The following is a 23,916-nucleotide window of genomic DNA, read 5'->3' on the forward strand; positions in this document are numbered from 1 at the left end:
CGCTACTCGGCCGCCGCGCGGATGCCGGGCATGTCGGGGAAGGTGCAGATGACGGTCGTGCCCTTGTCCTTGCCGGTTTCGATGCGAACGCCGCCGCCATGCAGCTCCACGAAGCTCTTGACGATAGACAGGCCGAGGCCGGCGCCGCGCCGGCGGCCGCCATTGGCGCGAGGCTCAAAGCGGCGGAACACGGAATCGAGCACGTCCGGCGGCATGCCGGGGCCGTCGTCATGGACCGAGAATTCGACCCCGTCCGCCAGTTGCCGGCAGGCAAGCCGGATGATGCTGGCCTCCGGCGCGTAGTTGGCGGCATTGCTGAGCAGGTTGTAGAGGATCTGGCGGATGCGGGTCTCGTCGCCGTGGAACGTCTTCGGCGCCGCGGCGGCGTCGACTTCGAGCCGGATCGAGTGCTCCTCCAGCCGGTCGGCGACCAGTTCGGCGGCGGCCGCGATGGTGCGGTCGACATGCACTTCGGAAATGTCGAGCTGCATGATGCCGGCGTCGACGGTCGCCAGGTCGAGTATGTCGTTGACGATGGTCAGCAGCACCGAGGAGGACGAGCCGACATGCTCGACATACTCGCGCTGCTTCTGGTTGAGCGGCCCGGTGGTGGGCAGTGCGAGCAGTTCGGTGAAGCCGATGATGTTGGTCAGCGGCGAGCGCAGTTCGTAGGACACATGCTGCACGAAGTCGTTCTTGAGCTGGTCCGACTTTTCCAGCGCCTCGTTCTTGTCCTTCAGCGCCCGTTCGACACGCACGCTGTCGGTGACGTCGACGAAGGTCATCATCACCTGCCCGTTGGGCAGCGGAATCACGGCATAGCGCAGCACCGTGCCATTGTTGAGCTCGCTCTGGCCGTGGCGGTCGCGGCGCTCGTCGTCAAAGCCGGTTATCGCGGCGACGAAGCCGGGCCACGGGCTGTCGGCGGCTTGCCGGTCGCTGAGATCGCGTATGGCCGAGACGTGCACGTTGGGCTTGGTGGCGTCCGCGCTCAGCCCCCACAGCGTGGCAAAGGCCGGGTTCGACAGGCGCAGCCTGCCATCGGGGCCGAACACCGCCACGCCTTCGGCAAGATTGTCGAGCGTCTCACCCTGGACCCGCACCGCGGTGCGGTAACGGCTTTCGAGGTCCATCTTCTCGGTCAGGTTCTCGAACACCCAGGTGACGCCGCCCTTGGGCTGCGGGTTGGCAACGACACGGATGGTCTTGCCGTCGGGCAGATGCCACCAGTGTTCCTGCGATTCCACCGCCCGGTAGGCGCCGAGCAGACCTTCCTTCCAGCGGCGCCATTCGGGCTGCTCGGCGATCTTGCCCTCGCTGCGCAGCCTGTCGAGCAGAAGCGCGTTGTCGGGCGCGCTGTGCAGGAAGCCGCTGTCCAGCCCCCACAGTTTCTGGAAGGCCTGGTTGAAGAAGCGCAGCTTCTCGTCGGTGTCGAAGATGGCGACGGCGGTGTTGAGCTGATCCAGCGTGTCGGCGTGGCTGCGCACGGTCCGCTCGTATTCGCCGCGGATGGTCTCGATCGCGCTGGTGTCGCTGGCAAGGCCTGCCGAGCCGTCGGCGCCGGCGACGTCGGTCACCGCGAAGACGCGGCGGTCGCCTTCGATCACCGTGGACAGCGATTGTTCGAAGACCGGGTGCGACTTGTGCTGGGAGGCGATCGCCTCGCGCGCCTGGCCGCCCAGGAATTCCTTGGCATCACGCACCGCGGCTTCGGCGCTTTCGGCCTCGACCGCGTCGGCATAGGCCCGGTTTACCCATTTCAGGCGCCCGTGCTCGTCGCGCAGCCATGCCGGCATCTTCAGCGCTTCCAGCAAGCCGATGATGGTGTCGTGGTCGGCATTGAGCCGCTGGTTCTCCATCTTCAGCCGCGCCTGGCTGCGTTGCGTCTCGGAGAGCGATACGAACCGGACCAGCACATGCGCGGCGCTCTTGCGGCCATGAACCTCGAGCGGTGCTCCGGCCTGGGATTCGATGACGAGGTCGAAGGCCCTGGCCTTTTCGCGCAAGGCCGCGACAGCGTGCTCGAGTGCCGCTGCCGAGCGCGGCATCAGCCAGCGGCCGAAGGCCAGGAAGGCCGCCCGGTCGTCCGGTGCACCGCTTTCGGCCGGCAATGTGCCGATGAGTTCGGGCTTCTTGTTTTCCGAGGCCCAGACGACGACCCGCTGGTCGCGCAGATTGAGCAAGGCTTCCGAACGGCGCAACGCAGCGTTGACGTCGGCGACGCGGCTTCTCAGTTCGACATTTTCCGCCGAGGTGCGGGCCCGTTCGCGGATGAGAACGATGGCCGACAGGAATGCCGCGCCGGTGACGCCGACAAACACCGCGAGCTGCATGACCTCGACCGTGTTGATCGAAAGGCTGGCTGCCGACACGGCGTCTTCGGCGCGTGCCACCGCGCCGAGCAGCGGGCTGGCAAGCGTGGAGCCGGCGAGCAGCAGTCCGGCGCGGCGGCGCCATGAAATCCGCCCGCGCAGAGCTGCGCGGCCAGTAATCCCTGAATCCTCTTGGCCGCCGGAAACGGCCTGTCCCGCCTGAAGCGGGTTTTCCCCCGGCATGTCTTGGTCCTCTTCGCCGCCTGAATGCAAGACCGCCCTGACGCGTGCGCCGGTCCTCGTCCCCGAACCCGCGAATCACAACAATAGCGCCTGCTGGAATCGGCGTGAAGAATCATTCCGCAAAAATAAAGCCGGGCGAAAAGTCAATCGCCCGGCTTCAATATCTAGTGGTAAATTTGGGTTTGGTTAATAGCGGTAGTGTTCCGGCTTGAACGGGCCCTGCGGCGTGACGCCGATATAGGCGGCCTGCTCGCCCGACAGTTCGGTCAGGCGGGCGCCGAGCTTGTCGAGGTGCAGGCGCGCGACCTTCTCATCGAGATGCTTGGGCAGCACATAGACCTGATTCTGGTACTGCTCGCCCTTGGTGTAGAGCTCGATCTGGGCCAGCACCTGATTGGTGAAGGAGGCCGACATGACGAAGCTCGGATGGCCGGTGGCGTTGCCGAGATTGAGCAGGCGGCCTTCCGACAGCAGGATCATGCGCTTGCCGTCCGGGAAGGTGATCATGTCGACCTGAGGCTTGACGTTGGTCCATTTCAGATTGCGCAGCGACGCCACCTGGATCTCGTTGTCGAAGTGCCCGATATTGCCGACGATCACCATGTCCTTCATCGAGCGCATGTGGTCGAGGGTGACGACATCCTTGTTGCCGGTGGTGGTGATGACGATGTCGGCGGTGGGGGCGGCGTCTTCCAGCGTCACGACCTCGAAGCCGTCCATCGCCGCCTGCAGGGCGCAGATCGGGTCGACCTCGGTGACCTTGACGCGGGCGCCCGCGCCCTTGAGCGAAGCCGAGGATCCCTTGCCGACGTCGCCGTAGCCGCAGACGACCGCGACCTTGCCGGCCATCATCGTGTCGGTGCCGCGACGGATGCCGTCGACCAGCGATTCCTTGCAGCCGTACTTGTTGTCGAACTTCGACTTGGTGACCGAGTCGTTGACGTTGATGGCCGGGAAGGGCAGCAGACCCTTCTTCTGCAACTGGTAGAGCCGGTTGACGCCGGTGGTGGTCTCTTCGGTGACGCCCCGGATCGCTTCCCGCTGCTTGGTGAAGAAGCCGGGCGAAGCCTTCAGGCGCTTCTTGACCTGGGCGTAGAAATATTCCTCTTCCTCGCTCTGCGGATTGGACAGCACGTCCTCGCCGGCCTCGGCGCGCGCGCCGATCAGGATGTACATGGTGGCGTCGCCGCCGTCATCGAGGATCATGTTGGAGAGGCCGCCATCGGTCCACTGGAAGATCCGGTCGGTGTAATCCCAGTATTGCTCCAGGCTCTCGCCCTTGACGGCGAACACCGGAATGCCGGCCTCGGCGATGGCCGCGGCCGCATGGTCCTGCGTCGAGAAGATGTTGCAGGAGGCCCAGCGGATGTCGGCGCCGAGCGCCTTCAGTGTCTCGATCAGCACCGCCGTCTGGATGGTCATGTGCAGCGATCCGGTGATGCGCGCGCCCTTGAGCGGCTGCTTGGCGCCGAATTCCTCGCGGCAGGCCATCAGGCCCGGCATTTCGGTTTCGGCGATATCGAGTTCCTTGCGGCCCCAGCCGGCAAGCGAGATGTCGGCGACCACATAATCCTTGCTACCCGTCATGGCAGTGCTCCGTGCGAATTGTTGTGCTTGCGAGTTGGTTGCGGACACGCCCGCGCCGGCACGCATGCCGAAGGGCGCGAATTGGCCGCCTGCCTAGCAGATCGGCGCCAAGTCGACAATGGGATATAAAGAAATCTTTATTCGTGCATGTCTCGGCAGGCGGGTGTCGGGATCAGCATTCCTCGCCGAACCGGGAGGCGACAAGCTGTTCGAGCGCGTCCATGACCTCGAGTGCCTCCGGCCCGCTGGCGGTCACGCGGATCGAGTAGCCCGGGCTTGCCGCAAGCATCATCAGGCCCATGATCGAGGTGCCGCCGACCTTGACGCCATCCTTCTCCACATGCACCGAGGCGTTGAAGCCGCTGGCCAGCTGAACGAACTTCGCCGAGGCGCGCGCATGCAGGCCGCGCTGGTTGACGATCGGAAACTCCCTAGTGATCGAACCTTTGGCGATCTGGTCCTTTTCCGACGACATCGTGCTCATTTGCTGCTCAAAAGCTGGCTGGCCACGTTGATGTATTTGCGGCCCGCGGCCTGGGCCTCGTCGAGCGCGGCCGCCATGTTGTCGCCCTTGCGGATCGACGACAGCTTGATCAGCATCGGCAGGTTCATGCCGGCGATCACTTCGGTGCGGCCGGAATCCATCACCGAGATGGCGAGGTTCGACGGCGTGCCGCCGAACATGTCGGTCAGCACGATGACGCCCGCCCCGGTATCGACGCGGGCAACGGCATCGACGATGTCGCGGCGACGCTGTTCCATATCGTCGTCGGCACCGATCGCCACGGTTTCGAAATTGTCTTGTGGCCCGACGACATGTTCGACGGCATGTCGGAACTCGGTGGCCAGTTGACCGTGCGTTACAAGCACGAGTCCGATCATTCTTTGGTGGCTCCCGTCATCGCCGCTTCACAGGCGCATTTTATGCTCGCCAGCCATTCCAGGCGGCGGGAGCGCTATCTTGTCGACGCGCGGCCCGTTGACAAGCCCAAAATTGCGGCGGGCCATGCCATTTTGACGCATTGCAGCAAAAAACATCGCGCGGATCATAGAAAAGGCATGATCGACAACCGCGCCTTTACGGCAAGCAACGCCGCCGCGACATTGCGCTCGGCGGCGTCGATCCTCGGCACCGCGCAGCCCGCGATCTCGTCGCGGGCCTCCTCCTGGTAGCGGGCAACTTCGCCGGCCGGCAACAGGCGCACATGCAGGTCGGCGACGCAGGCCCGTTCGAACGGCAGCGGCCTCGGACCGTGGCCCGGCACCTCGGCCAGTCCCTCGATGGTGGCGGGGGCGCGGCACACCAGCCGTCCGGACCGCGCTTCGGCAAAGAGCTGATCGTCGCCGACGAGCCGCGAGAACAATCCGCGCTGCCGGCAATGGTCGATCAGTGTCAGTGCCAGCGTTGTCTTGCCGGAGCCGGATGCTCCGGTGATGAGAATGCCGCGCTCACCGACCAGCAGCGCCGTCGCATGGATGTTCTCAGGCCTCACGCCGCGTTCCCGCACGGATCGGGCGTCATCCCTCGGCCGGCAGCGTCACGACGAAGCGTGCGCCCTTGATCTCGCCGGGCTTGGTGCCGGGAATGTTCTCGGCGGTCAGCGTGCCGCCATGAGCCTCGACGATCTGCCTGGAGATCGAAAGGCCAAGGCCGGAATTCTGGCCGAACGCCTCGCCGGCCGGGCGGTCGGTGTAAAACCGTTCGAAGATTCGGTCGATGTTGTCGGCCCGGATGCCCGGGCCGTTATCGTCGACGGTGAGTATGTTGAACTTGCCCGCGCGCGCCAGGGACAGGCTGATATGGCCGTGCTCATCCGGCACGAAGGAGCGTGCATTCTCGATCAGATTGGTCACGACCTGACCGATGCGCAGATCGTGGCCGACGACGAAATAGCCTTTGACGCCCTGCGGCAGCTTGGCGACCTTGAGCTCGATCTCGACCGCTTTCTTGTTCCGCGTCGTCTCGCGCGACACGGCGACAAGATCGGTGATGAACTTCTTCAGATCCACGGTTCCGGCGTCTTCGCGCGCCAACTCGGCGTCCAGGCGCGAGGCGTCGGAAATATCGGTGATGAGGCGATCCAGCCGTTTGACGTCGTGCTGGATGATCTCCATCAGCCGGGCGCGCGAATTGTCGTTCTTGGCCAGCGGCAGCGTCTCCACGGCGCTGCGCAGCGAGGTCAGCGGGTTCTTCAATTCATGGGAGACATCGGCGGCGAAGCTTTCGATCGCCTCGATGCGCGCGTAAAGCGCGTTGGTCATGTCGCGCACGGCGACCGACAGGTTGCCGATCTCGTCCTGGCGATCGGAAAAGTCGGGGATTTCCTCGCGGCTCTTGACGCCGCGCCTGACCCTGACCGCGGCCGCCGACAGGCGGCGCAACGGGTTGGCGATGGTCGAGGCGAGCAGCATGGACAGGATGGCCGTGACCAGCGCCGCGATACCGAAGACGCGCAGGATCGCCTTGCGCTCGGCGGCCACGATCTTGTCGATGTCGCCGCCTTCGGTAGACAGCATCAGCACGCCCAGCACGGCCCGGAAACGCTGGATTGGCACCGCCACCGAAACGATCTGCTCGCCCTGTTCGCTGACACGCACGATGGTCGATGGGCTGCCGGTCAGCGCCTTGACCACTTCGGGGAAGGCGGCGCCATTGCCGCCCGGCTGTTCGTGATAGACGGGCAGGTCCGTATTGCGGAAGAAATCGAAGATGAACTTCTGGACGCGCTCGAGCAGGTCGGGCTCTTCCTCGTCGACCGGCGGCAGGTCGTAGCGCAGGATCTGGCCGCGTGAATAGAGATGGCGGGAATCCAGCAGCAGATTGGCGTCGCGGTCATAGATGCGCGCGCGGGTGCGCGTTGGCGAGATGAGCCGCCGCAAGACCGGCGCGACACGCTCCGGGTTGATCGGAAAATCGAGGTTGTCGAGCTGGTCGGAACCCGGCCCAAGGCTTTCGCCGGCCTGCAGCTCGAGCAGCTTCTCGGGATCGATGCTGATCGAATCGGTCTCGACCGTCGCCGAGGCGGCGATCGCGCCGGCGATGATCTCGCCCTGCGTCATCAGGCTTTCGACGCGGGCGTCGATAAGCCCGTCTCGGAAGGTGTTGAGATACAGGATGCCGGTGACCAGCACGGCCAGCCCGGCAAGGTTGAGGAAAAGGATGCGCCGCGTCAGGCTGGAGAAGATATGATGGCCGAGGAAGCGGCGCATCGGCACCGTCAATTTCGACACGAATGACGGCATGATGCGCGACGGCCGCCTGGCAGCGCCCGCCGGTCTGCTTCGCTGTGCGTCAACTGCCATCGAATAGCAGCTCCTGCCTCGGCTTACGCTTCGCGGAACCGGTATCCGACTCCGTAAAGGGTTTCGATCATTTCGAAGTCGTCGTCGACGGCCTTGAACTTCTTGCGCAGCCGCTTGATGTGGCTGTCGATGGTGCGGTCGTCGACATAGACCTGTTCATCATAAGCCGAATCCATCAGCGCATCACGGCTTTTTACGACGCCCGGGCGCTGCGCCAGCGAATGCAGGATCAGGAATTCGGTGACGGTGAGCGTCACCGGTTCGCCCTTCCAGGTGCAGGTGTGGCGTTCCTGGTCCATCACGAGCTGGCCGCGTTCCAGCGAGCGGGCCTGCTGGCTGGGCGCTTTTGCCGCGGCTTCGCGGGCGCTGGCACGGCGCAGGACCGCCCGAACCCGCTCGACCAGCAGGCGCTGAGAGAATGGTTTGCGGATGAAGTCGTCGGCGCCCATCTTGAGGCCAAACAGCTCATCGATCTCATCGTCCTTGGAGGTCAGGAAGATGACCGGCAGGTCGGACTTCTGGCGCATGCGGCGCAGAAGCTCCATGCCGTCCATGCGCGGCATCTTGATGTCGAGAATGGCAAGATTCGGCGGACGCGCCGCCAGGCCTTCCAGCGCGGACGCACCATCCGTGTAGGTCTCGACGCGATACCCCTCGGATTCGAGGGCGATCGACACCGACGTCAGAATGTTGCGGTCGTCATCGACAAGCGCGATTGTTGCCATTTCAAGCGGCTCCCTCATGAGCTGTCCCTTCTTTCGTAGAGAAGGGGCTTTTGCAGGACAAATTAGGTACAAAATGTGGCATAGGCCTTGTCCGCTGTCACGCGCGGGGTGCCGCAGGCCACAATCCTACCTCGACATGGATTGGACGAACCAACATCGCCAATCCTTTGGGCAACCGTGAAAATTTTTGCACATATAAACGATTTAAACAACTTTCAAAATATTTAAATCGATTAATGATTTGATATCATTTGGCTTTTCTGGTTGTGAGCATCTTGGTCCAGGACGGGCCTGCCGGGAGGATGCCGGCAAAGATGCGGCAAAATCGAAAAGGGTCATCAATGTCGGAAGTCGGCAAACGCAATCCTGCCTGCGCGATCGATCGTATCGGTCTGAGCACCTCCGGCATGGTGCGCTACAATTTCGGCGCGGCCGCCCTTTACGAGGAATCGATCCGGCGTGGCGAGGCCCGGCTGACCGCGCAAGGCGCTCTGGTCGCCGAGACCGGCCAGCACACGGGCCGCTCGCCCAAGGACAAGTTCGTCGTGCGCGACGGCGCCACCGAGGCTGAAGTCTGGTGGGACAACAACAAGGCGATCTCGCCTGTCCAGTTCGAAACACTGCTCGCCGATTTCCGCGCCCATGCCGCGGACAAGGACCTCTATGTGCAGGATCTGGTCGGCGGTGCCGATGCGGAACTGAAGCTGCCCACGCGCGTCATCACCGAATTCGCCTGGCATTCGCTGTTCATCCGCAATCTGCTCATCCGGCCGGACAGGGCCGAACTCGACACGTTCGAGCCCGAAATGACGATCATCGACCTGCCGTCCTTCCGCGCCGACCCGGCGCGCCACGGCAGCCGCACGGAAACCATCATCGCCGTCGACCTGACGCGCAAGATCGTGCTGATCGGCGGCACCTCCTATGCCGGCGAAATGAAGAAGTCGGTGTTCACGATGCTGAACTACCTGCTGCCGCAAAAGGCCGTGATGCCGATGCACTGCTCGGCCAATGAAGGGCCGGCCGGTGACGCCGCGATCTTCTTCGGCCTGTCGGGCACCGGCAAGACCACGCTCTCGGCCGACCCGTCGCGCACGCTGATCGGCGACGATGAGCATGGCTGGGGACCGCATGGCATCTTCAATTTCGAGGGTGGCTGCTACGCCAAGACCATCAGGCTGTCGGCGGAAGCCGAGCCGGAGATATTCGCCACCACGCAGCGTTTCGGCACGGTGCTGGAAAATGTGGTGCTGGACGCCGACGGCGTGCCGGATTTCAATGACGGCCGGCTGACCGAAAACACGCGCTGCGCCTACCCGCTCGACTTCATTCCCAATGCCTCGAAGACCGGCCGGGCCAACCATCCAGCGAATATCATCATGCTGACGGCCGACGCTTTCGGTGTGATGCCGCCGATCGCGCGGCTGACGCCTGCGCAGGCCATGTATCATTTCCTGTCCGGCTACACGGCAAAGGTCGCCGGGACAGAAAAGGGCGTGACCGAGCCTGAAGCGACGTTCTCCACCTGTTTCGGCGCGCCCTTCATGCCGCGCCATCCCTCGGAATACGGTAATCTGCTGCGCGAACTGATCGCGCTCCTCGGCGCCGATTGCTGGCTGGTCAACACCGGCTGGACCGGCGGCGCCTACGGCACCGGCAAGCGCATGCCGATCAAGGCGACGCGCGCTTTGCTCGCCGCCGCGCTCGACGGGTCGCTGAAGACGGGCGCCTTCCGCCGCGACGCCAATTTCGGCTTCGAAGTGCCAGTGTCGGTGCCCGGCGTCGATGGCGCCATTCTCGATCCGCGCTCCACCTGGGCCGACAAGGCCGCCTATGACCGGCAGGCCGCAAGGCTGGTCGGCATGTTCGCCGTCAACTTCGAGAAATTCGAGCCGCATGTCGATGCAGCCGTCGTGGGCGCGGCCCCCCGCTTGCAGGAAGCGGCGGAGTAATCGCCGGATCGCCCTGGTTCATGGATCACGCATCAGAAAAGGCCCGATCTCGATCGGGCCTTTTCTTTTTCGGTTCGCCGCGCCATGACTGCGGCATGCCCAACGAAGACGCAATCATCATATCGGGCGAGGCGGTGATCCATCCGGGCGACCTGCACGAGGATTTCATCCGCTCGTCCGGTCCCGGCGGCCAGAACGTCAACAAGGTGGCGACCGCGGTGCAACTCCGCTTCGATGCGGCCAATGCCGAGGGTCTTTCGGAGCGGGTGCGCGCCCGCGCCATCAGGCTCGCCGGCCAGCGTGCCACCAAGGACGGCGTCATCGTCATCGAGGCCGGGCGCTTCCGCACCCAGGAGCAGAACCGTGCGGACGCGCGGGCGCGGCTGACGGCGCTTGTCGCCAAGGCTGCCGAACCGCCGCCGCCGCCGCGCAAGAAGACGAAGCCGTCGAAAGGGGCGGTGGAGCGGCGTCTCAAGACCAAGGCCGGTCGCGGCACGATCAAGAAGCTGCGCGGCCGGGTAGAGAACGATTAAGCAGCATACCCGTAGGGCGCGAAACCGCTTTCAATTTTGCGTTGCAGATGCAAGGTTTCCTTATTGCCACAGCAAGGAGACCTGAAGATGGGTATGTTCGATTTCGTCAAGAGCGTCGGCAAGAAGCTCGGCATCGGAGGCGACGAGGAAGCGGCCCCCACAGCCGACACGCTCAAGAAGGAGCTCGATTCGCACAAGCTCGGCACGGACGGCGTGCAGGTCGTCGTCCAGGGTGATACGGCGGTGCTGAAGGGCGTGGTCAAGGACCAGTCGATCTTCGAGAAGGCGGTCATCGCGGTGGGCAACACGCTCGGCGTCTCCAAGGTGCAGGCGGATGAGTTGCAGGTCGCACCGGACGCCGGCAAGGCGGCCGCCCCGGCCAAGGAGCCGACCTTCTACACCGTGCAGAAGGGCGACAACCTCTGGAAAATCGCCGAGAAGAGCTACGGCAAGGGCCAGGGCGCCAAGAACACGGCCATCTTCGAGGCCAACAAGCCGATGCTGACGCATCCCGACAAGATCTATCCGGGCCAGGTGCTGCGCATTCCCTGATCCGGGTTACCGGGGTGCGCCGTTCGCGACGGCCAAAAATGCCGCGCATCCGAAAGGACGCGCGGCATTTTCTTTTTTTACCAGCGGCGCTTCAGCGACGCCGTGATGTTGCGGCCCTGGCCCAGATAACAATAGCCGCTGTTGCACACGGTGAGGCGCTCGTCGGCGATGTTGCGGACGGCGAAAGCGGCGCTGACGCCTTCGAATTTCTTGTCGATGGCGCCGAAATCATAGGAAGCCGAGGCATCGAGATAGACCACGGCGTCGTTCTTGGCGGTGTTCTTCGTGTCGGTATAGGTCGAGCCCTGCAGCCGCAGCCCGGCGCCGACCGAAAGCCCCGGAGCGGCACTGCCCTCGTCGAATTTGTAGTTGGCCCAGAGGCTTGCCACATGCGCTGGCGTGACGGCTGGAACCTTGCCGATCTCCGCGGCTGCGCCGTCGGTGATTTCGGCATGATTGTAATTATAGGCAGCGATCACATCCAGGCCATCCAGGACGGCCGCGCGGGCCTCGAGCTCAAAGCCGTTGCTGGTGACTTCGCCCAGCGCCCGGTATGTGCCCGTGTTGGCGTTGACGACCACCGGCTTGTTTTTCTCGACAAGATGATAGGCGACCGCCGACAGGAGGATGTCGGTCCCCGGAGGTTGATACTTTATCCCCAGTTCGAACTGCTCGCCCTTCGTCGGCTGGAGGATATCGCCTGACTCGGATCGGTTCGTGACCGGCTCGAACGAGGTCGCATAACTCGCGAAGGGTGCGACGCCATTGTCGAACAGATAGAGGGCGCCGGCCTGCATGCTGAAGGCGTTCTTGTTCAAGCCCTCGGAACTGGCGGTGCCGTAGAGCGGGGAGGTCGAGTCACGGGTCTGCTCGACCCAGGTCTGGCGGCCGCCAAGCGTGAAGCGCCATTTGTCCAGCTCGACCTGATCCAGCGCATAGATGCCGGTCTGGCGCAGATTTGCCTCGGAAAGCGAGAAATTATAGTCCGGCGTTGGGCCGGAAACACCGTAGGTCGGGTTGGCGATGTCGAAATCATAGGCAGGATTGACGGGCCCCATCCCGTAACCGAAGGACGAGGTCAGGTTCGTGTAGTCGAGGCCGAGCAGGAAAGTATGGGCCATCGCCCCGGTGTCGAACTTGGCCTCCACCTGGTTGTCGGCCTGGAACACGTTCATCTCGTCACGGATCGAATTCGCATAGCGATGCGCGATGGTGCCGTCCCAGCCGGAGATGGCGAGATAGCGCGCCCTCAGGTCGAGATGGGAATAGCGGACATTCTGGCGCACGGTGATGCCGTCGCCGAAATCATGCTCGAACTTGTAGCCGATCTGCTGCTGCCGGGTCTTCTGGTAGTCGTAGTCGGGATCGCTTTCACGCAACTGGAGAACTTTCCCTGACGAAGGATCGGTGACCGCGCCGACATTGGAATCCGTTTCATCGGCCTGCACCAGTCCGTAGACCGTGAACGACGTGGCGGCATCGGGATTCCAGGTGAACGAGGGCTGCAGGAAATAGCGGTCGTCGGCGATGTCGAAATTGGTATCGCCGTTCCGCGCCAGGCCGACGATCCTGTAGAGAAATTCGTCGCTGCCTTCTGTGACGGGACCGCCGAAATCGAAAGCGGCCTGCGCCCTGTCCTTGGTGCCGTAGAGCAGTTCGACTTCGCGGATCTTTTCCTCGGTCGGCAGCTTGGGCACCTTGTTGACGATGCCGGCCGGCGTTCCCGCGCCGTAGAGCACAGAGACCGGTCCCTTGATCACTTCGACGCGTTCGAGCGAATACGGGTCGGTGCGGAACATGCCGTAATTGATGTAGGGCTGGCGGATACCGTCCTTGTAGTCGCCGAGCGTCGTGGCGTCGTAGCCTCTGATATAGATCTGGTCGAAGCGCGGATCGAAGCCGTAGGCGCCGGTGCTCACGCCGGCGGAATAGCGCACCGCCTCGATAATGTCTTGCGCGCCGCGCTCCTCCAGCTCCTTGCGTGTCACCACCGAGACCGAGCGCGGCGTCTCGATGAGCGGCGTGTCGGTCTTGGTCGCACCGGCACTGCGCTTGGCGGCCACGGTCTTGTCGTCATCGCGGGTCTTGCCGTCACCCTTGCCGCTGACGGTGATCTGCTCCAGCACCCCCGTGCCCTCAGCTGCCTGGGTACCGGCCTGCTGTGCCGATGCATGACCAGCGCCAAGCAGCGTGGTCAGGCATGTGGTTGCGACAAGGCCCGTGCGATACCAGGCGCGATTGCGAAAAACCCTCTCAAGACCCTGACGAGAAACCACTTTCAACATGCCTCATTCCGCTTTTTCGCGGCGTGGGTCCGTCCCCGGCGCCCACGCGCGATTTGTTGCCTAAAACACTCAAGTTCAAATGTTGACTATGGGAGTCATGTTTCATAGTCAACCGCCATGGGCGAAATCGGCGGTCGAATCCCGGGTCTGTTCGCAACGCCGGGCGAGACTATCTCGGCTCGCTTCCATCGCGGCTTTCGGGTCGCCGTTCGCTTCGGACAATGGCATGTTGGAGCGACGAACCACGCCGTATGAGGCAATCCATGCTCGTTCTGCCCAAAGGTGTCCGCCACATGCCGGCCTACCTGCCGCGCGCCACGCAAGAGGCAGTCGTCGAGGCGGTGAGAGGCATCGTCCAGCGGGCGCCGCTGTTCGTTCCGGCCATGCCACGCACGGGCAAGGAGATGAGCGTGCGCATGACCAATTGCGGCACGCTCGGCTGGGTCACGGACAAGGAGCGGGGCTATCGCTATCAGCCGACGCATCCGCTGACCGGAGAGCCATGGCCGCCCATTCCCGAGGCTCTGCTCGATCTGTGGCGGCAAGTGTCCGGCTACCCGCATTTGCCCGAGGCCTGCCTGGTGAATTTCTACGCGCCGGACGCCAGGATGGGCCTGCACCAGGACCGCGACGAGGCCGATTTCGCCGCACCCGTCGTCTCGGTCTCGCTGGGCGACGATTGCCTGTTCCGGGTCGGCCAGACGACGCGCGAGGGAGGCACCAAGTCGTTCAGGCTGAAAAGCGGCGACGTCGTCGTGCTCGGCGGCGAGGGCCGTCTCGCCTTCCACGGCGTCGACCGGATCTATCCGTCGACCTCGGCGCTGCTCAAGAACGGCGGCAGGATCAATCTGACGCTGCGGCGCGTGACGAAGCCGCACGAAGGCCCGGCATAAGCCGATCTTAACGCGCCTCGCCTACAAGACTGCCAGGATCCTGGAAAACAGCGCAATGGCACCGCTTGATCAGACTGTCCGCAACCGTTCCGATTTCCGCTTCGCGGCCCTGGTGCTGTGCACCGGCATCCTGGTCGGGCTGCGCTACCACATGGCCCTGTGGACCTTCGAACCGAATGGCTTCTCCGAGCTCAGCGACCGGCTGCCTTACTGGGATTTCACCAATCTGTGGGCTGGTGGGCGCATGGCGCTCGACGGCCATGTCGCGTGGCTGTTCGACGTCGATACCTATCGCGCCGCGCTGCGGCGGATGTTCTCGCCCGATCTTCCCAACCAGGAATGGAGCTATCCGCCCAGCATCCTGATCTTCGGCGCGCCGCTCGCGCTGCTGCCGATCTTTCCGGCCTATTTCGTGTGGACATTCGGCACTGTCTTCTGCCTCTGGCTGGCGGTGCGGCCGCTGAAACTGGGCGCGCTCGCGGAAGCGGCCATCTGCTTGTGCCCCGCCGTCTTCGTCAACGCCATCTTCGGCCAGAATGGTGCCCTGACCACGGCCATGCTGATCGGCGGACTGGCCGTCGCGCCAAGGCGCCCGATCCTGGCCGGACTGCTGTTCGGGCTGCTCACGGTCAAGCCGCATCTCGGCATTCTGGTCCCCTTCTGCCTGCTGGCCAGCGGCAATTGGCGCGCCATCGTCGCCGCCGCTTTTTCGGCGGCGGCGCTGTTCTTGTTGACCGGTGTCTCGCTGGGTTTCGACGTCTGGCGCCTGTTCTGGACCGAAACCCGCCCCTTGATGACCGCGATTCTGGAGGCGCCCTATCCGCAACCCTACCAGTCCAACGCCGCGACCATGTTCTTCCTGGCGCGCGCCTGCGGGGGAGGGCTGACGGTCGCTTATGCCATGCAGGCCGTGGCCACGATCGCCGCCATCGCCGCCGCCGTCTGGGCGTGGCTGCCCTGGCGGCAAGCCCAGCACGGCGAGAGGGTGGTTCTCACCGCCGTTCTGGCGACGGTTGCGACACCCTATGGCTACAGCTACGACACGGTCGGTCTTGCCGTCGCCGTCGCCTACCTGTTCGTGACGCGCGCCAACATGCCCCGCTTCTTCCTGGCGCTGGTCTGGCTCTATCCCGCCATCGCTCATCTGGTGAACGGTGTCGGGCTTGGCATCGGTATCCTCGTGCCCTTGTCGCTGTCGGGATGGATGCTTGCCGATATGGCAACCCGCGAGCGGGGGAGCCTCGCTCCAACGGCGGTGGACGGCCAGACGCCTCTATACTGAGCCGGACGAGGCCGCGCTCTCTCAGCGCGGCGGCGAAAATACCGCCGAAATCAGTTGGAATGGGAGCGCGCCATAGGCGGCGACCGCTCTCGCATCGTCCCATTGGCGGAATTGCCGGGACGGGCGCGCCTCCAGCGTCAAGGTCTCCCTTTCTCCGTCAAGCCTCACCCTGCCGCGAAAATGCAGCAGCCTCTCCCTGCCGGATCGGCTGATGACCATGGTGCGCAGGCGCGCGACATGGTCGTCGCCGGCGTTGATCTCCATCTCGATACGCCGCCGCACTGGCGGAACACTGACCCTGACGACAATATCCAGCATCATCTCGCCCTCCGTCTTCGGACAGGAGATGCCTTGCGAGAACACAGGCGGCAGGCGCGCCGCCTGCGGCACATGGCTGGCCGTCTTGCCGCGCCACGCTCTGGCGGCGGGCTCCTGCCGCAGCCTGCCGCTCTTGCGCTTCAGCCGCAATTGCTTGGCAAAGCCGCGCGACAGCCAGACCAGCCTGCCGAAGTCGGTGCGTGGCTTGGCCTGCAGCATCGCCGACCAGCGCGAGAGGCCGGTACTGTCGGCCATGCCCACCACCCTGGCAAGCACCGCCTCGGGCACCTCCACGCCGATCTCCAGTGCGAGATAGGTAAGCGCCACCGCAGCGGCGGCCTCTATGCCGCGCCTGGCCACGACATCGAGAAACACGTCCCAGTCGACATCGCCGCCGCGGATCGCCACGGCGCAGTCGACCAGCCAGTCGCTGTGCGTGTGGGCGTCGAGCCCGCCATGCCCGATGGCCAGAGTCATGCGATCGGCCGCCGACGGCACCACAACGGCGACGTTGCTGAATTCGGCGGGCAATGCCCGCTGCCAGATCGCCAGATCGTCTTCGGCGCTCTGCTGCGACCCGTCATAGGCAAGTTGGTGCAGGTCGATGTCGCCGAAATTGCCCTTGAAGAAATTCATCGAGCGCAGCGATGCCAGCCGCGTCTTCAGATATTGCGGACTGACGCCGGTGGCGATCTGCCAGTCTCGTTCGCGCAGCACGTCGAAGGCCGTCTGCATGTCTCGCGGCCGCACCAGTATGTCGATGTCGTGCGCCACCCGGCCACGCTGCGCCGAGGCGTTCACCGCGATGCGGCTGGCGCCCTTGATCAGCATCACCTTGCAGCCGGCCTCCACCATTGCCAGCAGCGCCGGCTCGGCCTCACGCATGGCCATGCGCGATTTGGTCCACAGCATCTTCTGCAGGCCGACGAGACGCGGATAGGCGGGATGCCCGGCAAGCTCCTTGCCGAACCGGTCCGAAATCGCCGCCAGCAGCCGATGTTCACGAAACGACGCCTGATCGATGTCGTTCTCGGAAAGCCAGCGCGCGGCGGCATGCCGCGCCGCGGCGTCGTCGGCCAGCAGCGCGGCCTTGAGCAACTGGTCGAGCCCGCCGGTCGGCCAGGACCAGCCATAGTCCGGAAAGCGGCGGCCTATGCGGCGGGTTTTGACGGCCGTCAAGTCGGAGCCGCCTTGTTGCGTGCCCGCCGCTGCATGGCGAGCCGCGCTACTTCCAGGTAGCCTCGGTCGCGCTGGGGATCGCGCCCATAGGAGAGGCTGCCCGGCCGGATGCGCCGCAGGGCAAGCACATCGACCATCATGACGAACATGAAGCCTTCCTCCCGGGCGCGGGCGATCCAGTCGATCATTTCGCCGCGGCCCCCGGGCGGATCGGTCATCTGCCCGATGGCGGTCGCGACTTCGCGGCGGATCATCATGGTGCTTCGCGACCAGCCGGGCACGGGCTCCGGCCCCAAATCGTCAGGCCGGTCATTGCGGAAGGTGCGCAGATGGCAGAAGACCGCCGATGTTGCAGGAGAGCTGGCGAAATGCGCCAACTGCCGCTCGACCTTGTCCGGCAGCCACAGATCGTCCGCGTCGAGCGTGGCGATGAATGGTGTCGACAGCAAAGCCATGCCTCGGGTCGTGGCGCTGCCAGGGCCGGCATTGTCCTGGCGTATCAGGCGCACCGGCATGTCCAGGGTGGCGATCACACCGGCCAAATCGTCGGTCGAGCCGTCGTCGACGATGACGATGTCGCGTGGCTTCAACGTTTGGGCCATCACAGAGGCCAGCGTCTCGGAGATGGTCGTGGCCGCGTTGAATGCCGGAATGACGACGCCGTACTCGTTCATCAGAAGAACCGCCAGTCCGCGAGTTTCTTGAGTTCGAAAATACCTTCGATCGGCTTGAGCGACGGATCGATCCGGCGGCGTTTCATGGATTTCAGGATGGCGCGCATGAACTCGCGCGATTGTACGTCTTCCAGCCTCGTCATGTTGCCGGCGTGCCGCCTGTAGTAAAGCGCTAAAGTATCCGGGAGCACAAATCTCGGGCCGATCTCGAAGCTGCGCAGCAGATAGTCGGTGTCCTCGGCCTGGATGAAATCCTCGTCGAAGTGGCCGATCCGTTCGACCAGCCGGCGCGAGAAGATCGCGGCCGAGAGATGGATGCCGCGAACGGTTATGCTTCTGCTGTCTGGAGTAGGTTCCAGGGTCCCGTCGTCGATCTTGTCGACCAGCATCATGTTGGAATAGGTCAGCTCGAGGCTGGCGTCTTTTCGAAAGAGGCCCACATCGGCGCCGAAACGGCCTGCAGGCGAGATATCGTCCGAATCGAGAAAGGACACCAGTTCCGTCTCCGGCCTCAACTGCCTGAGTCCGCTGTTGCGCGCCCGGGTCACGCCGGTGTTCTCCTGTCGGAACAGCCGGATGCAGGGGGCTTCGGCCATCATCGAGCGCACCGCTTGCGCCGACCCGTCGGTCGAACCGTCGTCGATGACGATGATGTCGAGGTCGGCCGCATCGCGTTGCCTGAGCAGTGAACGCAGCGCCGCGCCGATGAACCGCTCGCGATTGTAGACCGGCATGATGACGCTCAGCTTCATGCAGGAATCCAAGGCTTGAACGGCTTCATCCTATCCATTCACGTCGTTTCTTATCTCGAAAAGCCCTTCAACCGGACGTCGCGATGGGTCGGCCTTGCGCCGTCTCATCGATTTCTGGATCACCTGCAGGTAAGCGCGCATCACGACGTCGGTTTGCTTGGTCATGTTGCCGGCATGACGTCTGTAGTAGACTGCAACCGTATCGAGCAGGGCGTGCCTTGGTGCCGTTTCGAACACGCGCAGGAGATAGTCGGTATCTTCGCCTTGCGCCAAATCCTCGTCGAACAAACCGGTTCTGTCGACGAGTGCTCGACGGAATATCGCCGCACTCAGGCTGACACCCCGAACCGTGCCGCTGCTGCCGCCCGGAGCTGGCTTCAAGGCGTCATCGTCCATGACATCCACCCTTGTCATCAGGGAATAAGTCAATTCGAGCGCGGGGTCGATTGCGAAAAAGGCAAGATCCCTCGCGAAGCGGCCGGCGGGGGAAATGTCATCCGAATCCAGGAATGACACAAATTGCGTCTCTGGCGGCAATTGCCTCAGGCCGGCGTTGCGGGTCTTGGCGACGCCCATGTTGGGTTGACGGTACAGGCGGATGCAGGGGTTCTCGTCCATGATCGAGCGTACCGCTTCTGCCGAACCGTCGGTTGAGCCGTCATCGATGACGATGATGTCGAGATCGGCGGCATCGCGCTGTCTAACCAGCGACCGCAATGCCGGAACGACGTAGCGCTCGCGGTTGTAGACAGGCATGATCACGCTCAATTTCACGAAATGCCTCGCGCGAGGAAATTCGAGATCGTTCCGGCGATCTCCTCGGGATTGTTTCCCAGGGACAGCCTGTAGCATGGCAGCAGCCGAGTGAGCTCGCCGAACAAGCGAAAGCCGCTCTCACGCTCGCCGGGCATCTGCATGATGCCCGATGGTGCCAGCGCCAGCATGGCGTCCCGACGCGAAGCCGGCACGACCGAGCTTGTCTTGCCGCCACTGATATGTGGCACCATCAATGCAACGATGTCCAGACGCGCAGGCACCTGCCGGGGCGCGATATCGGCGATATGAAAAGTGTACTTGCCCTGCCAGTTGAGTGGCCCATGGTTCGCGAGCCGCTGCTCCAGCCCCAGCCGCGCGAAGCCTTGCGCATCCTGCTTCAGGGTGGAAAACAACGGTCTTGCGCTCACGCCCCGCAGGAGATCGACCAGCACGTAATCGTCGCCGACGCTATCCAGCCCGCTGAGCAGGCCCGCTGCCACCGTTCCCGATTTTCCGGCGCCGCCCGAGCCGGCAAGCAGGATCCCCTTGCCGTCGAGGCCAAGTGTCCCGGCATGGGTGAGCCGCATGCCGCGTGCGGCGTATTCCCAGTGCAGAAAGGGGCGCAGCGGCGCCGCCGGTTCCCAGGGCGGGAAGGCATCGGCCGCGGTCATCAGCTGCACACCGACCCGGCGCTCCGGGTCGTAGAACTGCCAGAAGTCCAGATCGTGATAGAAATGGCCGCGCAGGCCTGTCTCGGCGAGCCGTGTCGCAAAGCCGTGCTCGGTGTAGTGGGCATCTCCCCATCGGGCCGGCACCGGGATCGTGGCGATGCCCGGGTGAGCAACGAAAATCCGGCAGCCAGCCGCATCGGCCTCATCGTCGCGGGGCTCGACGAAGGCATGGCCGAGGGCATCCGCCAGGGTGCCGGGACTGAGATGGGTGGTGATGTCCAGTCGAGGCAGGCGCGACCTGCGCGTAACCGGAAACGCCGCCGCCGCGCTTTCCGCGGCGTCGATGATATAGCGAGCATAGTCCGGCAGGGTTTGGAGCGTGACGCGCGCCATGGCCAGTCTCAGTGTCCCGTGGTCCCGCGGTGACAGGTCAATCAATTCGCCTGCTTGACCGCCGGCCAGCCGAGAGGCTCCTCGACCTCGTGGATCGGATCCACGACGATGAGGTCGGCAAGGTCGTCATGGACATCGACGCTGAGCGGTTCTCGCGCGGCCGCAAGCGCCGATACGATTTCGCCGGGCAAGGGCTGCCCAGGCGCGTCGGCTGGTGCCAGCAGTCCGAATTCGAGCAGCCGCGAAATGAAGCCTTCGAGGTCGGCCGCGGCTATCGCCGATGCCTCGGCGATAGCCTGGACACCGACGCCGGACGAGAGCGCCTGCCAGACCCCGCTGCCCGTGTCGGAGAAGCCGAAATACTTGCCGGTCGACAGATCGAGCACGACGGCTTCACCGTCGAAAGACTCAAAGACAATGTCCTTGCTCGCAACCCTATAGACGTTGGAATGACGCATTGTTCTTGCCCGCCCTGCAAATCGCGCCGCCCGTGTCGCCGGCCGGCGCGGCCGCTTCATCCGCAGATAACGCCTGTAAACACTCGGTTCTTCCTTGGCAAGGCAACCGGTGCTGGCATGGCGCCGACCATTTCTGGGGGCGGTAGCGGTCAGGGTCAGGCTTCTATTTCCAGCGGCGATAGCGGTTTGGAGCAGCAGGCGAGGATGAAACCGTCATCGATCTCGTGATCGAGGATGCCGCCATTGTGGCTCATCTCGACCTCGCCTGAGACCTTTTTGACCTTGCAGGTGCCGCACAGGCCGAACTCGCAAGCCGCCGGTATCCTTACCCCCGAGGCCCGAGCCGTTTGCAGCACGGTCTGGCCGGCGACGCATCCGGCGTCGACATCCGAAAGCGCAAAGCGGATTGGCGTCACGGCCTCGACGGGAACGGCGCCGCCGTCCACCGGTGCCGCGAATGGGGCCGGAATCTCCTCCACCGCGGGCGCGGCGAAGCTTTCCTGATGGTAGTGTGCCATGTCGAAGCCGGCCGCTTCCAGCATGCCGCGCACGGCACGCATGAAGGGATCTGGGCCGCAGCAGAAGATTTCGCGTTCGCGGAAATCGGGAGCCAGCAACGGCAGTCGGATGGCGTCGATGCGGCCCATATGGCCGTACCAGCCCTCACGACTGGAACGCTCCTCGATCATGAAGCCGAGCGACAGGCCAGGCATATGGCCGCCAAGCAACTCCAGTTCCTTGCGGAAGATGATCTCCTCCGGGCGCCGCGCGCAGTTGACGAAGCCGACATCGGTCCATGGCGCGCAATCGTTCAGCCAGCGCAGCATCGACATCATCGGCGTGACGCCGGAGCCGGCCGATATGAACAGGTACTTCGCGGCCGGATGGCTGTGCAGTGAAAACTCGCCGGCCGGCCCATAGGCCCTGACATGCGAGCCGACCTTCAGGTGATCGAACATCCAGCGCGTGCCGATGCTGCCGGCCTGTGCCTTGACGGTCACCGCGATCGAGAACGGCCGCGACGGCGACGAGGACAGCGTATAGGTGCGCATCAGCGGCCCATCCGGTGTCGGCAATTCAAGCGTCACGAACTGGCCCGGCTTGTAGCGGAACCAGGTCTGGTTGTCGGAGCGGAAGGTGAAGGTCTTGACGTCGGGCGCCTCGTCGCTGACGCCGGTCACCTCCAGCACCTGCAGCCGGTCGTTCCAGGGCGCCATCTGGTCGAGATGGCGGTAGAGGCCGAGATCGGTCATCGCGTTCATCCCTCAGCCTCTCTCAGGCGACACTGCGCAGCGCCGGCCGGCCGCCTTCGGCAAGCCGCGGGCCGATGAAGCGGGCATACCAGTCGACAAACTGGATGACGCCGCCCTCGTGCAGCTCCGAATAGGGGCCGGGCTCATAGGCCGGCGACAGGATGCCGAAAGCATTCTCCTCGACGATGCGGCGGTCCTGGTCGTTGGTCTCGGTCCAGACATGGGTGAGTTCATCGAGGTTGTAGTCGACGCCTTCCACCGCGTCCTTGTGCACCAGCCACTTGGTCGTCACGGCCGTCTCGGTGGCACTGACCGGCAGCACGCGGAAGGTCACCGCATGGTCGATCAGAATGTGGTTCCATGTCGTCGGATAGTGATAGTGCATCAAGGTGCCGATGCGGTCGGCCGAGACGCTGTCGGACAGGTTCTTCCTGACCGCCCGCTTGCCGGTCATGGTATAGCTGACGGCATCGCGCAGCAGCGGCGCCCGGGTGGCGCGGTACTGTCCGGCCGGATCGATGCGGAACTTGCTCGGCAGGCCGGCGGCCTCGCACTTGGCCCAGTGGGCCAGCATTTCGGGATCGCTGTCGGCCCCCTGCACCCCGGTCACGGTCGGGGCTTCCGGGAAGGTCTTGCACAGTTCGGGATGGTTGCCGGCGCAGTGATAGCACTCGCGGTTGTTCTCCCAGACCAGTTTCCAGTTGCCCTTCTCGATGATCGTCGATTCGAAGGCGATCCTGGCCTCGCCCAGCCGGTGCGGCTTGAGATAGGGCTCGATCATTGACCGCATCGGCGCGAAGTCGGCCGGTTCCTTCGCCAGGCAGATGAAGACATAGCCGGCGACGCTCTCGCAGGCGACCGGCTTCAGCCCGAACTGGCTCTTGTCGAAACCGTCGGCCATCTGCCGCGCGAACAGCAGGCGGCCATCCAGTTCGTAGGTCCACTGATGGTACGGGCAGACCAGTTTGGCGGCGGTGCCCTTGTCGGTGTTGCAGACGCGGCTGCCGCGATGGCGGCAGGAATTGTGGAACGCGTTGATCTTGCCGTGCTGATCGCGCACCAGCACGACCGGATAGTCGCCGATCTGCACGGTGATGAAGCTCCCCGGCCTCGGCAACTCGCAGTCATGACCGATGAACAGCCAGTCGCGGTACCAGATCAGCTCCATGTCCAGCTTGAAGTAGTCGGGGTCGGTGTAGAAGGGCTGTTCCAGCGAAAAGCCTTGCTTGCGGCTGTTCAAGAGCCTCAGCATGTCGTTGCGAGCATCCATGTCCTGTCCTCATTTTCCAAGGACTGAACTGGTGGTGATTGAGGAGGGACCGGGCGCGTGCCGGCGTAAGCCGGCCAGACACCATCCGCCTCTTGACCGCCCACCGCGATCAGTCGAGTTCAAGCATCTCGGGCTGGTTTCCGGGCTCTGGAGTTGTCCTTGCGGACCATCGCGACACCTTCCCAGGCTGACGCCCAGTGGTCTCCCGTTGCGACTTGAACTCCACCACCGTTGCGGGGGCAGCGCCGGAATCTGACCGGCTTCCCAATTCTCCGCCCCGTCGTCACGAAGCGGCACCTGAGATGAGATGATCTAATCACGACAGGGTTTGCGACATCGGCATGAAAGCGACATCGCATCCATGTGGCGCGACACGCGGACGATAAGGGCGGTGCGGGGATCGCCGGGGCTGGAACCGCCCCTGCCGACGGTCAGTCTCGGGGTGTCGTTTAGGCCTTTAGCCGGGGAAAAAGGGTTAACAGTTTCGAAAAGTGACTATTAGCAGATTCTAAAATCGAACCGAAC

Annotated in this window: 21 protein-coding genes and 1 riboswitch; of the genes, 5 read left to right on the plus strand and 16 right to left on the minus strand. The window is 64.0% G+C overall.

The window, feature by feature from the left end:
* Nucleotides 1-2: 2 nt before the first annotated feature.
* The 7 genes from FFS37_RS00555 to FFS37_RS00590 form a co-directional block, all read right to left on the minus strand.
* Nucleotides 3-2,555 (minus strand): sensor histidine kinase, encoded by a 2,553-nt coding sequence (locus FFS37_RS00555; RefSeq protein ID WP_137928984.1) that lies wholly within the window; start codon nucleotides 2,553-2,555, stop codon nucleotides 3-5.
* A gap of 186 nt (nucleotides 2,556-2,741) precedes the next feature.
* A complete protein-coding gene (ahcY, locus tag FFS37_RS00560; RefSeq protein WP_137928985.1) occupies nucleotides 2,742-4,142 on the minus strand; it encodes an adenosylhomocysteinase in 1,401 nt (466 codons plus the stop codon).
* A 172-nt stretch (nucleotides 4,143-4,314) separates the two neighbouring features.
* Nucleotides 4,315-4,626 carry an HPr family phosphocarrier protein gene (locus FFS37_RS00565; protein WP_137928986.1) on the minus strand — a complete coding sequence of 104 codons (312 nt, stop codon included), beginning with the start codon at nucleotides 4,624-4,626 and terminating at the stop codon, nucleotides 4,315-4,317.
* Entirely contained in the window at nucleotides 4,623-5,024 is a 402-nt protein-coding gene (locus FFS37_RS00570) for a PTS sugar transporter subunit IIA (protein WP_137928987.1), read from the minus strand. Before FFS37_RS00570 ends, FFS37_RS00565 begins: the two co-directional genes overlap by 4 nt.
* A gap of 164 nt (nucleotides 5,025-5,188) precedes the next feature.
* On the minus strand, nucleotides 5,189-5,635 hold the full coding sequence (locus tag FFS37_RS00580; protein ID WP_137928989.1) for an HPr kinase/phosphorylase: 447 nt from the start codon (nucleotides 5,633-5,635) through the stop codon (nucleotides 5,189-5,191).
* 25 nt (nucleotides 5,636-5,660) lie between these two features.
* Nucleotides 5,661-7,445 (minus strand): sensor histidine kinase, encoded by a 1,785-nt coding sequence (locus tag FFS37_RS00585; RefSeq protein ID WP_137928990.1) that lies wholly within the window; start codon nucleotides 7,443-7,445, stop codon nucleotides 5,661-5,663.
* Between the two features lie 23 nt (nucleotides 7,446-7,468).
* Nucleotides 7,469-8,170, minus strand: coding sequence for a response regulator transcription factor (locus FFS37_RS00590; protein WP_010912942.1), 702 nt, complete (start codon nucleotides 8,168-8,170; stop codon nucleotides 7,469-7,471).
* Between the two features lie 341 nt (nucleotides 8,171-8,511).
* Here FFS37_RS00590 and FFS37_RS00595 point away from each other — a divergent pair, with 341 nt between their 5' ends.
* From FFS37_RS00595 to lysM, 3 genes are all read left to right on the plus strand, one after another.
* Nucleotides 8,512-10,122 carry a phosphoenolpyruvate carboxykinase gene (locus FFS37_RS00595; RefSeq protein WP_137928991.1) on the plus strand — a complete coding sequence of 537 codons (1,611 nt, stop codon included), beginning with the start codon at nucleotides 8,512-8,514 and terminating at the stop codon, nucleotides 10,120-10,122.
* Nucleotides 10,123-10,217: 95 nt separating this feature from the next.
* Entirely contained in the window at nucleotides 10,218-10,655 is a 438-nt protein-coding gene (arfB, locus tag FFS37_RS00600) for an alternative ribosome rescue aminoacyl-tRNA hydrolase ArfB (RefSeq protein ID WP_137928992.1), read from the plus strand.
* Between the two features lie 87 nt (nucleotides 10,656-10,742).
* Nucleotides 10,743-11,207: a peptidoglycan-binding protein LysM gene (gene lysM, locus FFS37_RS00605; RefSeq protein ID WP_137928993.1), complete on the plus strand. Its 465-nt coding sequence runs from the start codon at nucleotides 10,743-10,745 to the stop codon at nucleotides 11,205-11,207.
* 77 nt (nucleotides 11,208-11,284) lie between these two features.
* Here lysM and FFS37_RS00610 read toward each other — a convergent pair whose 3' ends face one another.
* On the minus strand, nucleotides 11,285-13,492 hold the full coding sequence (locus FFS37_RS00610) for a TonB-dependent siderophore receptor (protein ID WP_137928994.1): 2,208 nt from the start codon (nucleotides 13,490-13,492) through the stop codon (nucleotides 11,285-11,287).
* Nucleotides 13,493-13,755: 263 nt separating this feature from the next.
* On the opposite strand from FFS37_RS00610, the gene FFS37_RS00615 reads away from it, so the two are divergent.
* Together FFS37_RS00615 and FFS37_RS00620 are read left to right on the plus strand one after the other, a co-directional pair.
* Nucleotides 13,756-14,385 carry an alpha-ketoglutarate-dependent dioxygenase AlkB family protein gene (locus tag FFS37_RS00615; RefSeq protein ID WP_137928995.1) on the plus strand — a complete coding sequence of 210 codons (630 nt, stop codon included), beginning with the start codon at nucleotides 13,756-13,758 and terminating at the stop codon, nucleotides 14,383-14,385.
* A gap of 55 nt (nucleotides 14,386-14,440) precedes the next feature.
* Nucleotides 14,441-15,667, plus strand: a complete 1,227-nt coding sequence (locus FFS37_RS00620) for a glycosyltransferase family 87 protein (RefSeq protein ID WP_137928996.1) — start codon at nucleotides 14,441-14,443, stop codon at nucleotides 15,665-15,667.
* Nucleotides 15,668-15,688: 21 nt separating this feature from the next.
* On the opposite strand, the gene FFS37_RS00625 is transcribed toward FFS37_RS00620, so the two are convergent.
* From FFS37_RS00625 to FFS37_RS00660, 8 genes are all read right to left on the minus strand, one after another.
* On the minus strand, nucleotides 15,689-17,164 hold the full coding sequence (locus tag FFS37_RS00625) for a nucleotidyltransferase family protein (protein ID WP_137928997.1): 1,476 nt from the start codon (nucleotides 17,162-17,164) through the stop codon (nucleotides 15,689-15,691).
* Complete coding sequence (locus FFS37_RS00630; protein WP_137928998.1) at nucleotides 17,161-17,838, minus strand: glycosyltransferase family A protein; 678 nt, start codon at nucleotides 17,836-17,838, stop codon at nucleotides 17,161-17,163. Before FFS37_RS00630 ends, FFS37_RS00625 begins: the two co-directional genes overlap by 4 nt.
* Nucleotides 17,838-18,590, minus strand: a complete 753-nt coding sequence (locus FFS37_RS00635; protein ID WP_137928999.1) for a glycosyltransferase family 2 protein — start codon at nucleotides 18,588-18,590, stop codon at nucleotides 17,838-17,840. Before FFS37_RS00635 ends, FFS37_RS00630 begins: the two co-directional genes overlap by 1 nt.
* A gap of 30 nt (nucleotides 18,591-18,620) precedes the next feature.
* Nucleotides 18,621-19,364 (minus strand): glycosyltransferase family 2 protein, encoded by a 744-nt coding sequence (locus tag FFS37_RS00640; RefSeq protein WP_171026161.1) that lies wholly within the window; start codon nucleotides 19,362-19,364, stop codon nucleotides 18,621-18,623.
* A complete protein-coding gene (locus FFS37_RS00645; RefSeq protein ID WP_137929000.1) occupies nucleotides 19,361-20,410 on the minus strand; it encodes a serine kinase in 1,050 nt (349 codons plus the stop codon). Before FFS37_RS00645 ends, FFS37_RS00640 begins: the two co-directional genes overlap by 4 nt.
* 41 nt (nucleotides 20,411-20,451) lie before the next feature.
* Nucleotides 20,452-20,868 (minus strand): PqqD family peptide modification chaperone, encoded by a 417-nt coding sequence (locus tag FFS37_RS00650; RefSeq protein ID WP_137929001.1) that lies wholly within the window; start codon nucleotides 20,866-20,868, stop codon nucleotides 20,452-20,454.
* Nucleotides 20,869-21,023: 155 nt separating this feature from the next.
* Complete coding sequence (locus tag FFS37_RS00655; RefSeq protein ID WP_137929002.1) at nucleotides 21,024-22,121, minus strand: hybrid-cluster NAD(P)-dependent oxidoreductase; 1,098 nt, start codon at nucleotides 22,119-22,121, stop codon at nucleotides 21,024-21,026.
* Between the two features lie 22 nt (nucleotides 22,122-22,143).
* Complete coding sequence (locus tag FFS37_RS00660; protein WP_137929003.1) at nucleotides 22,144-23,391, minus strand: aromatic ring-hydroxylating oxygenase subunit alpha; 1,248 nt, start codon at nucleotides 23,389-23,391, stop codon at nucleotides 22,144-22,146.
* A gap of 114 nt (nucleotides 23,392-23,505) precedes the next feature.
* Nucleotides 23,506-23,707, minus strand: a riboswitch (cobalamin riboswitch).
* Nucleotides 23,708-23,916 lie beyond the last annotated feature (209 nt).

It is taken from the genome of Mesorhizobium comanense, from assembly GCF_005503535.1.
Taxonomy (GTDB): domain Bacteria; phylum Pseudomonadota; class Alphaproteobacteria; order Rhizobiales; family Rhizobiaceae; genus Mesorhizobium; species Mesorhizobium comanense.

What these genes read in the sequence shown, in the direction of transcription:
- FFS37_RS00570 (WP_137928987.1), bottom strand. Translation starts at nt 5,024, where the DNA reads ATGATCGGACTCGTGCTTGTAACGCACGGTCAACTGGCCACCGAGTTC.
- arfB (WP_137928992.1), top strand. Translation starts at nt 10,218, where the DNA reads ATGCCCAACGAAGACGCAATCATCATATCGGGCGAGGCGGTGATCCAT.
- FFS37_RS00635 (WP_137928999.1), bottom strand. Translation starts at nt 18,590, where the DNA reads ATGAAGCTGAGCGTCATCATGCCGGTCTACAATCGCGAGCGGTTCATC.
- FFS37_RS00590 (WP_010912942.1), bottom strand. Translation starts at nt 8,170, where the DNA reads ATGGCAACAATCGCGCTTGTCGATGACGACCGCAACATTCTGACGTCG.
- FFS37_RS00565 (WP_137928986.1), bottom strand. Translation starts at nt 4,626, where the DNA reads ATGAGCACGATGTCGTCGGAAAAGGACCAGATCGCCAAAGGTTCGATC.
- FFS37_RS00655 (WP_137929002.1), bottom strand. Translation starts at nt 22,121, where the DNA reads ATGACCGATCTCGGCCTCTACCGCCATCTCGACCAGATGGCGCCCTGG.
- FFS37_RS00620 (WP_137928996.1), top strand. Translation starts at nt 14,441, where the DNA reads ATGGCACCGCTTGATCAGACTGTCCGCAACCGTTCCGATTTCCGCTTC.
- FFS37_RS00645 (WP_137929000.1), bottom strand. Translation starts at nt 20,410, where the DNA reads ATGGCGCGCGTCACGCTCCAAACCCTGCCGGACTATGCTCGCTATATC.
- FFS37_RS00555 (WP_137928984.1), bottom strand. Translation starts at nt 2,555, where the DNA reads ATGCCGGGGGAAAACCCGCTTCAGGCGGGACAGGCCGTTTCCGGCGGC.
- FFS37_RS00595 (WP_137928991.1), top strand. Translation starts at nt 8,512, where the DNA reads ATGTCGGAAGTCGGCAAACGCAATCCTGCCTGCGCGATCGATCGTATC.
- FFS37_RS00660 (WP_137929003.1), bottom strand. Translation starts at nt 23,391, where the DNA reads ATGGATGCTCGCAACGACATGCTGAGGCTCTTGAACAGCCGCAAGCAA.
- FFS37_RS00630 (WP_137928998.1), bottom strand. Translation starts at nt 17,838, where the DNA reads ATGAACGAGTACGGCGTCGTCATTCCGGCATTCAACGCGGCCACGACC.
- FFS37_RS00615 (WP_137928995.1), top strand. Translation starts at nt 13,756, where the DNA reads ATGCTCGTTCTGCCCAAAGGTGTCCGCCACATGCCGGCCTACCTGCCG.
- ahcY (WP_137928985.1), bottom strand. Translation starts at nt 4,142, where the DNA reads ATGACGGGTAGCAAGGATTATGTGGTCGCCGACATCTCGCTTGCCGGC.
- FFS37_RS00610 (WP_137928994.1), bottom strand. Translation starts at nt 13,492, where the DNA reads ATGTTGAAAGTGGTTTCTCGTCAGGGTCTTGAGAGGGTTTTTCGCAAT.
- lysM (WP_137928993.1), top strand. Translation starts at nt 10,743, where the DNA reads ATGGGTATGTTCGATTTCGTCAAGAGCGTCGGCAAGAAGCTCGGCATC.
- FFS37_RS00650 (WP_137929001.1), bottom strand. Translation starts at nt 20,868, where the DNA reads ATGCGTCATTCCAACGTCTATAGGGTTGCGAGCAAGGACATTGTCTTT.
- FFS37_RS00585 (WP_137928990.1), bottom strand. Translation starts at nt 7,445, where the DNA reads ATGGCAGTTGACGCACAGCGAAGCAGACCGGCGGGCGCTGCCAGGCGG.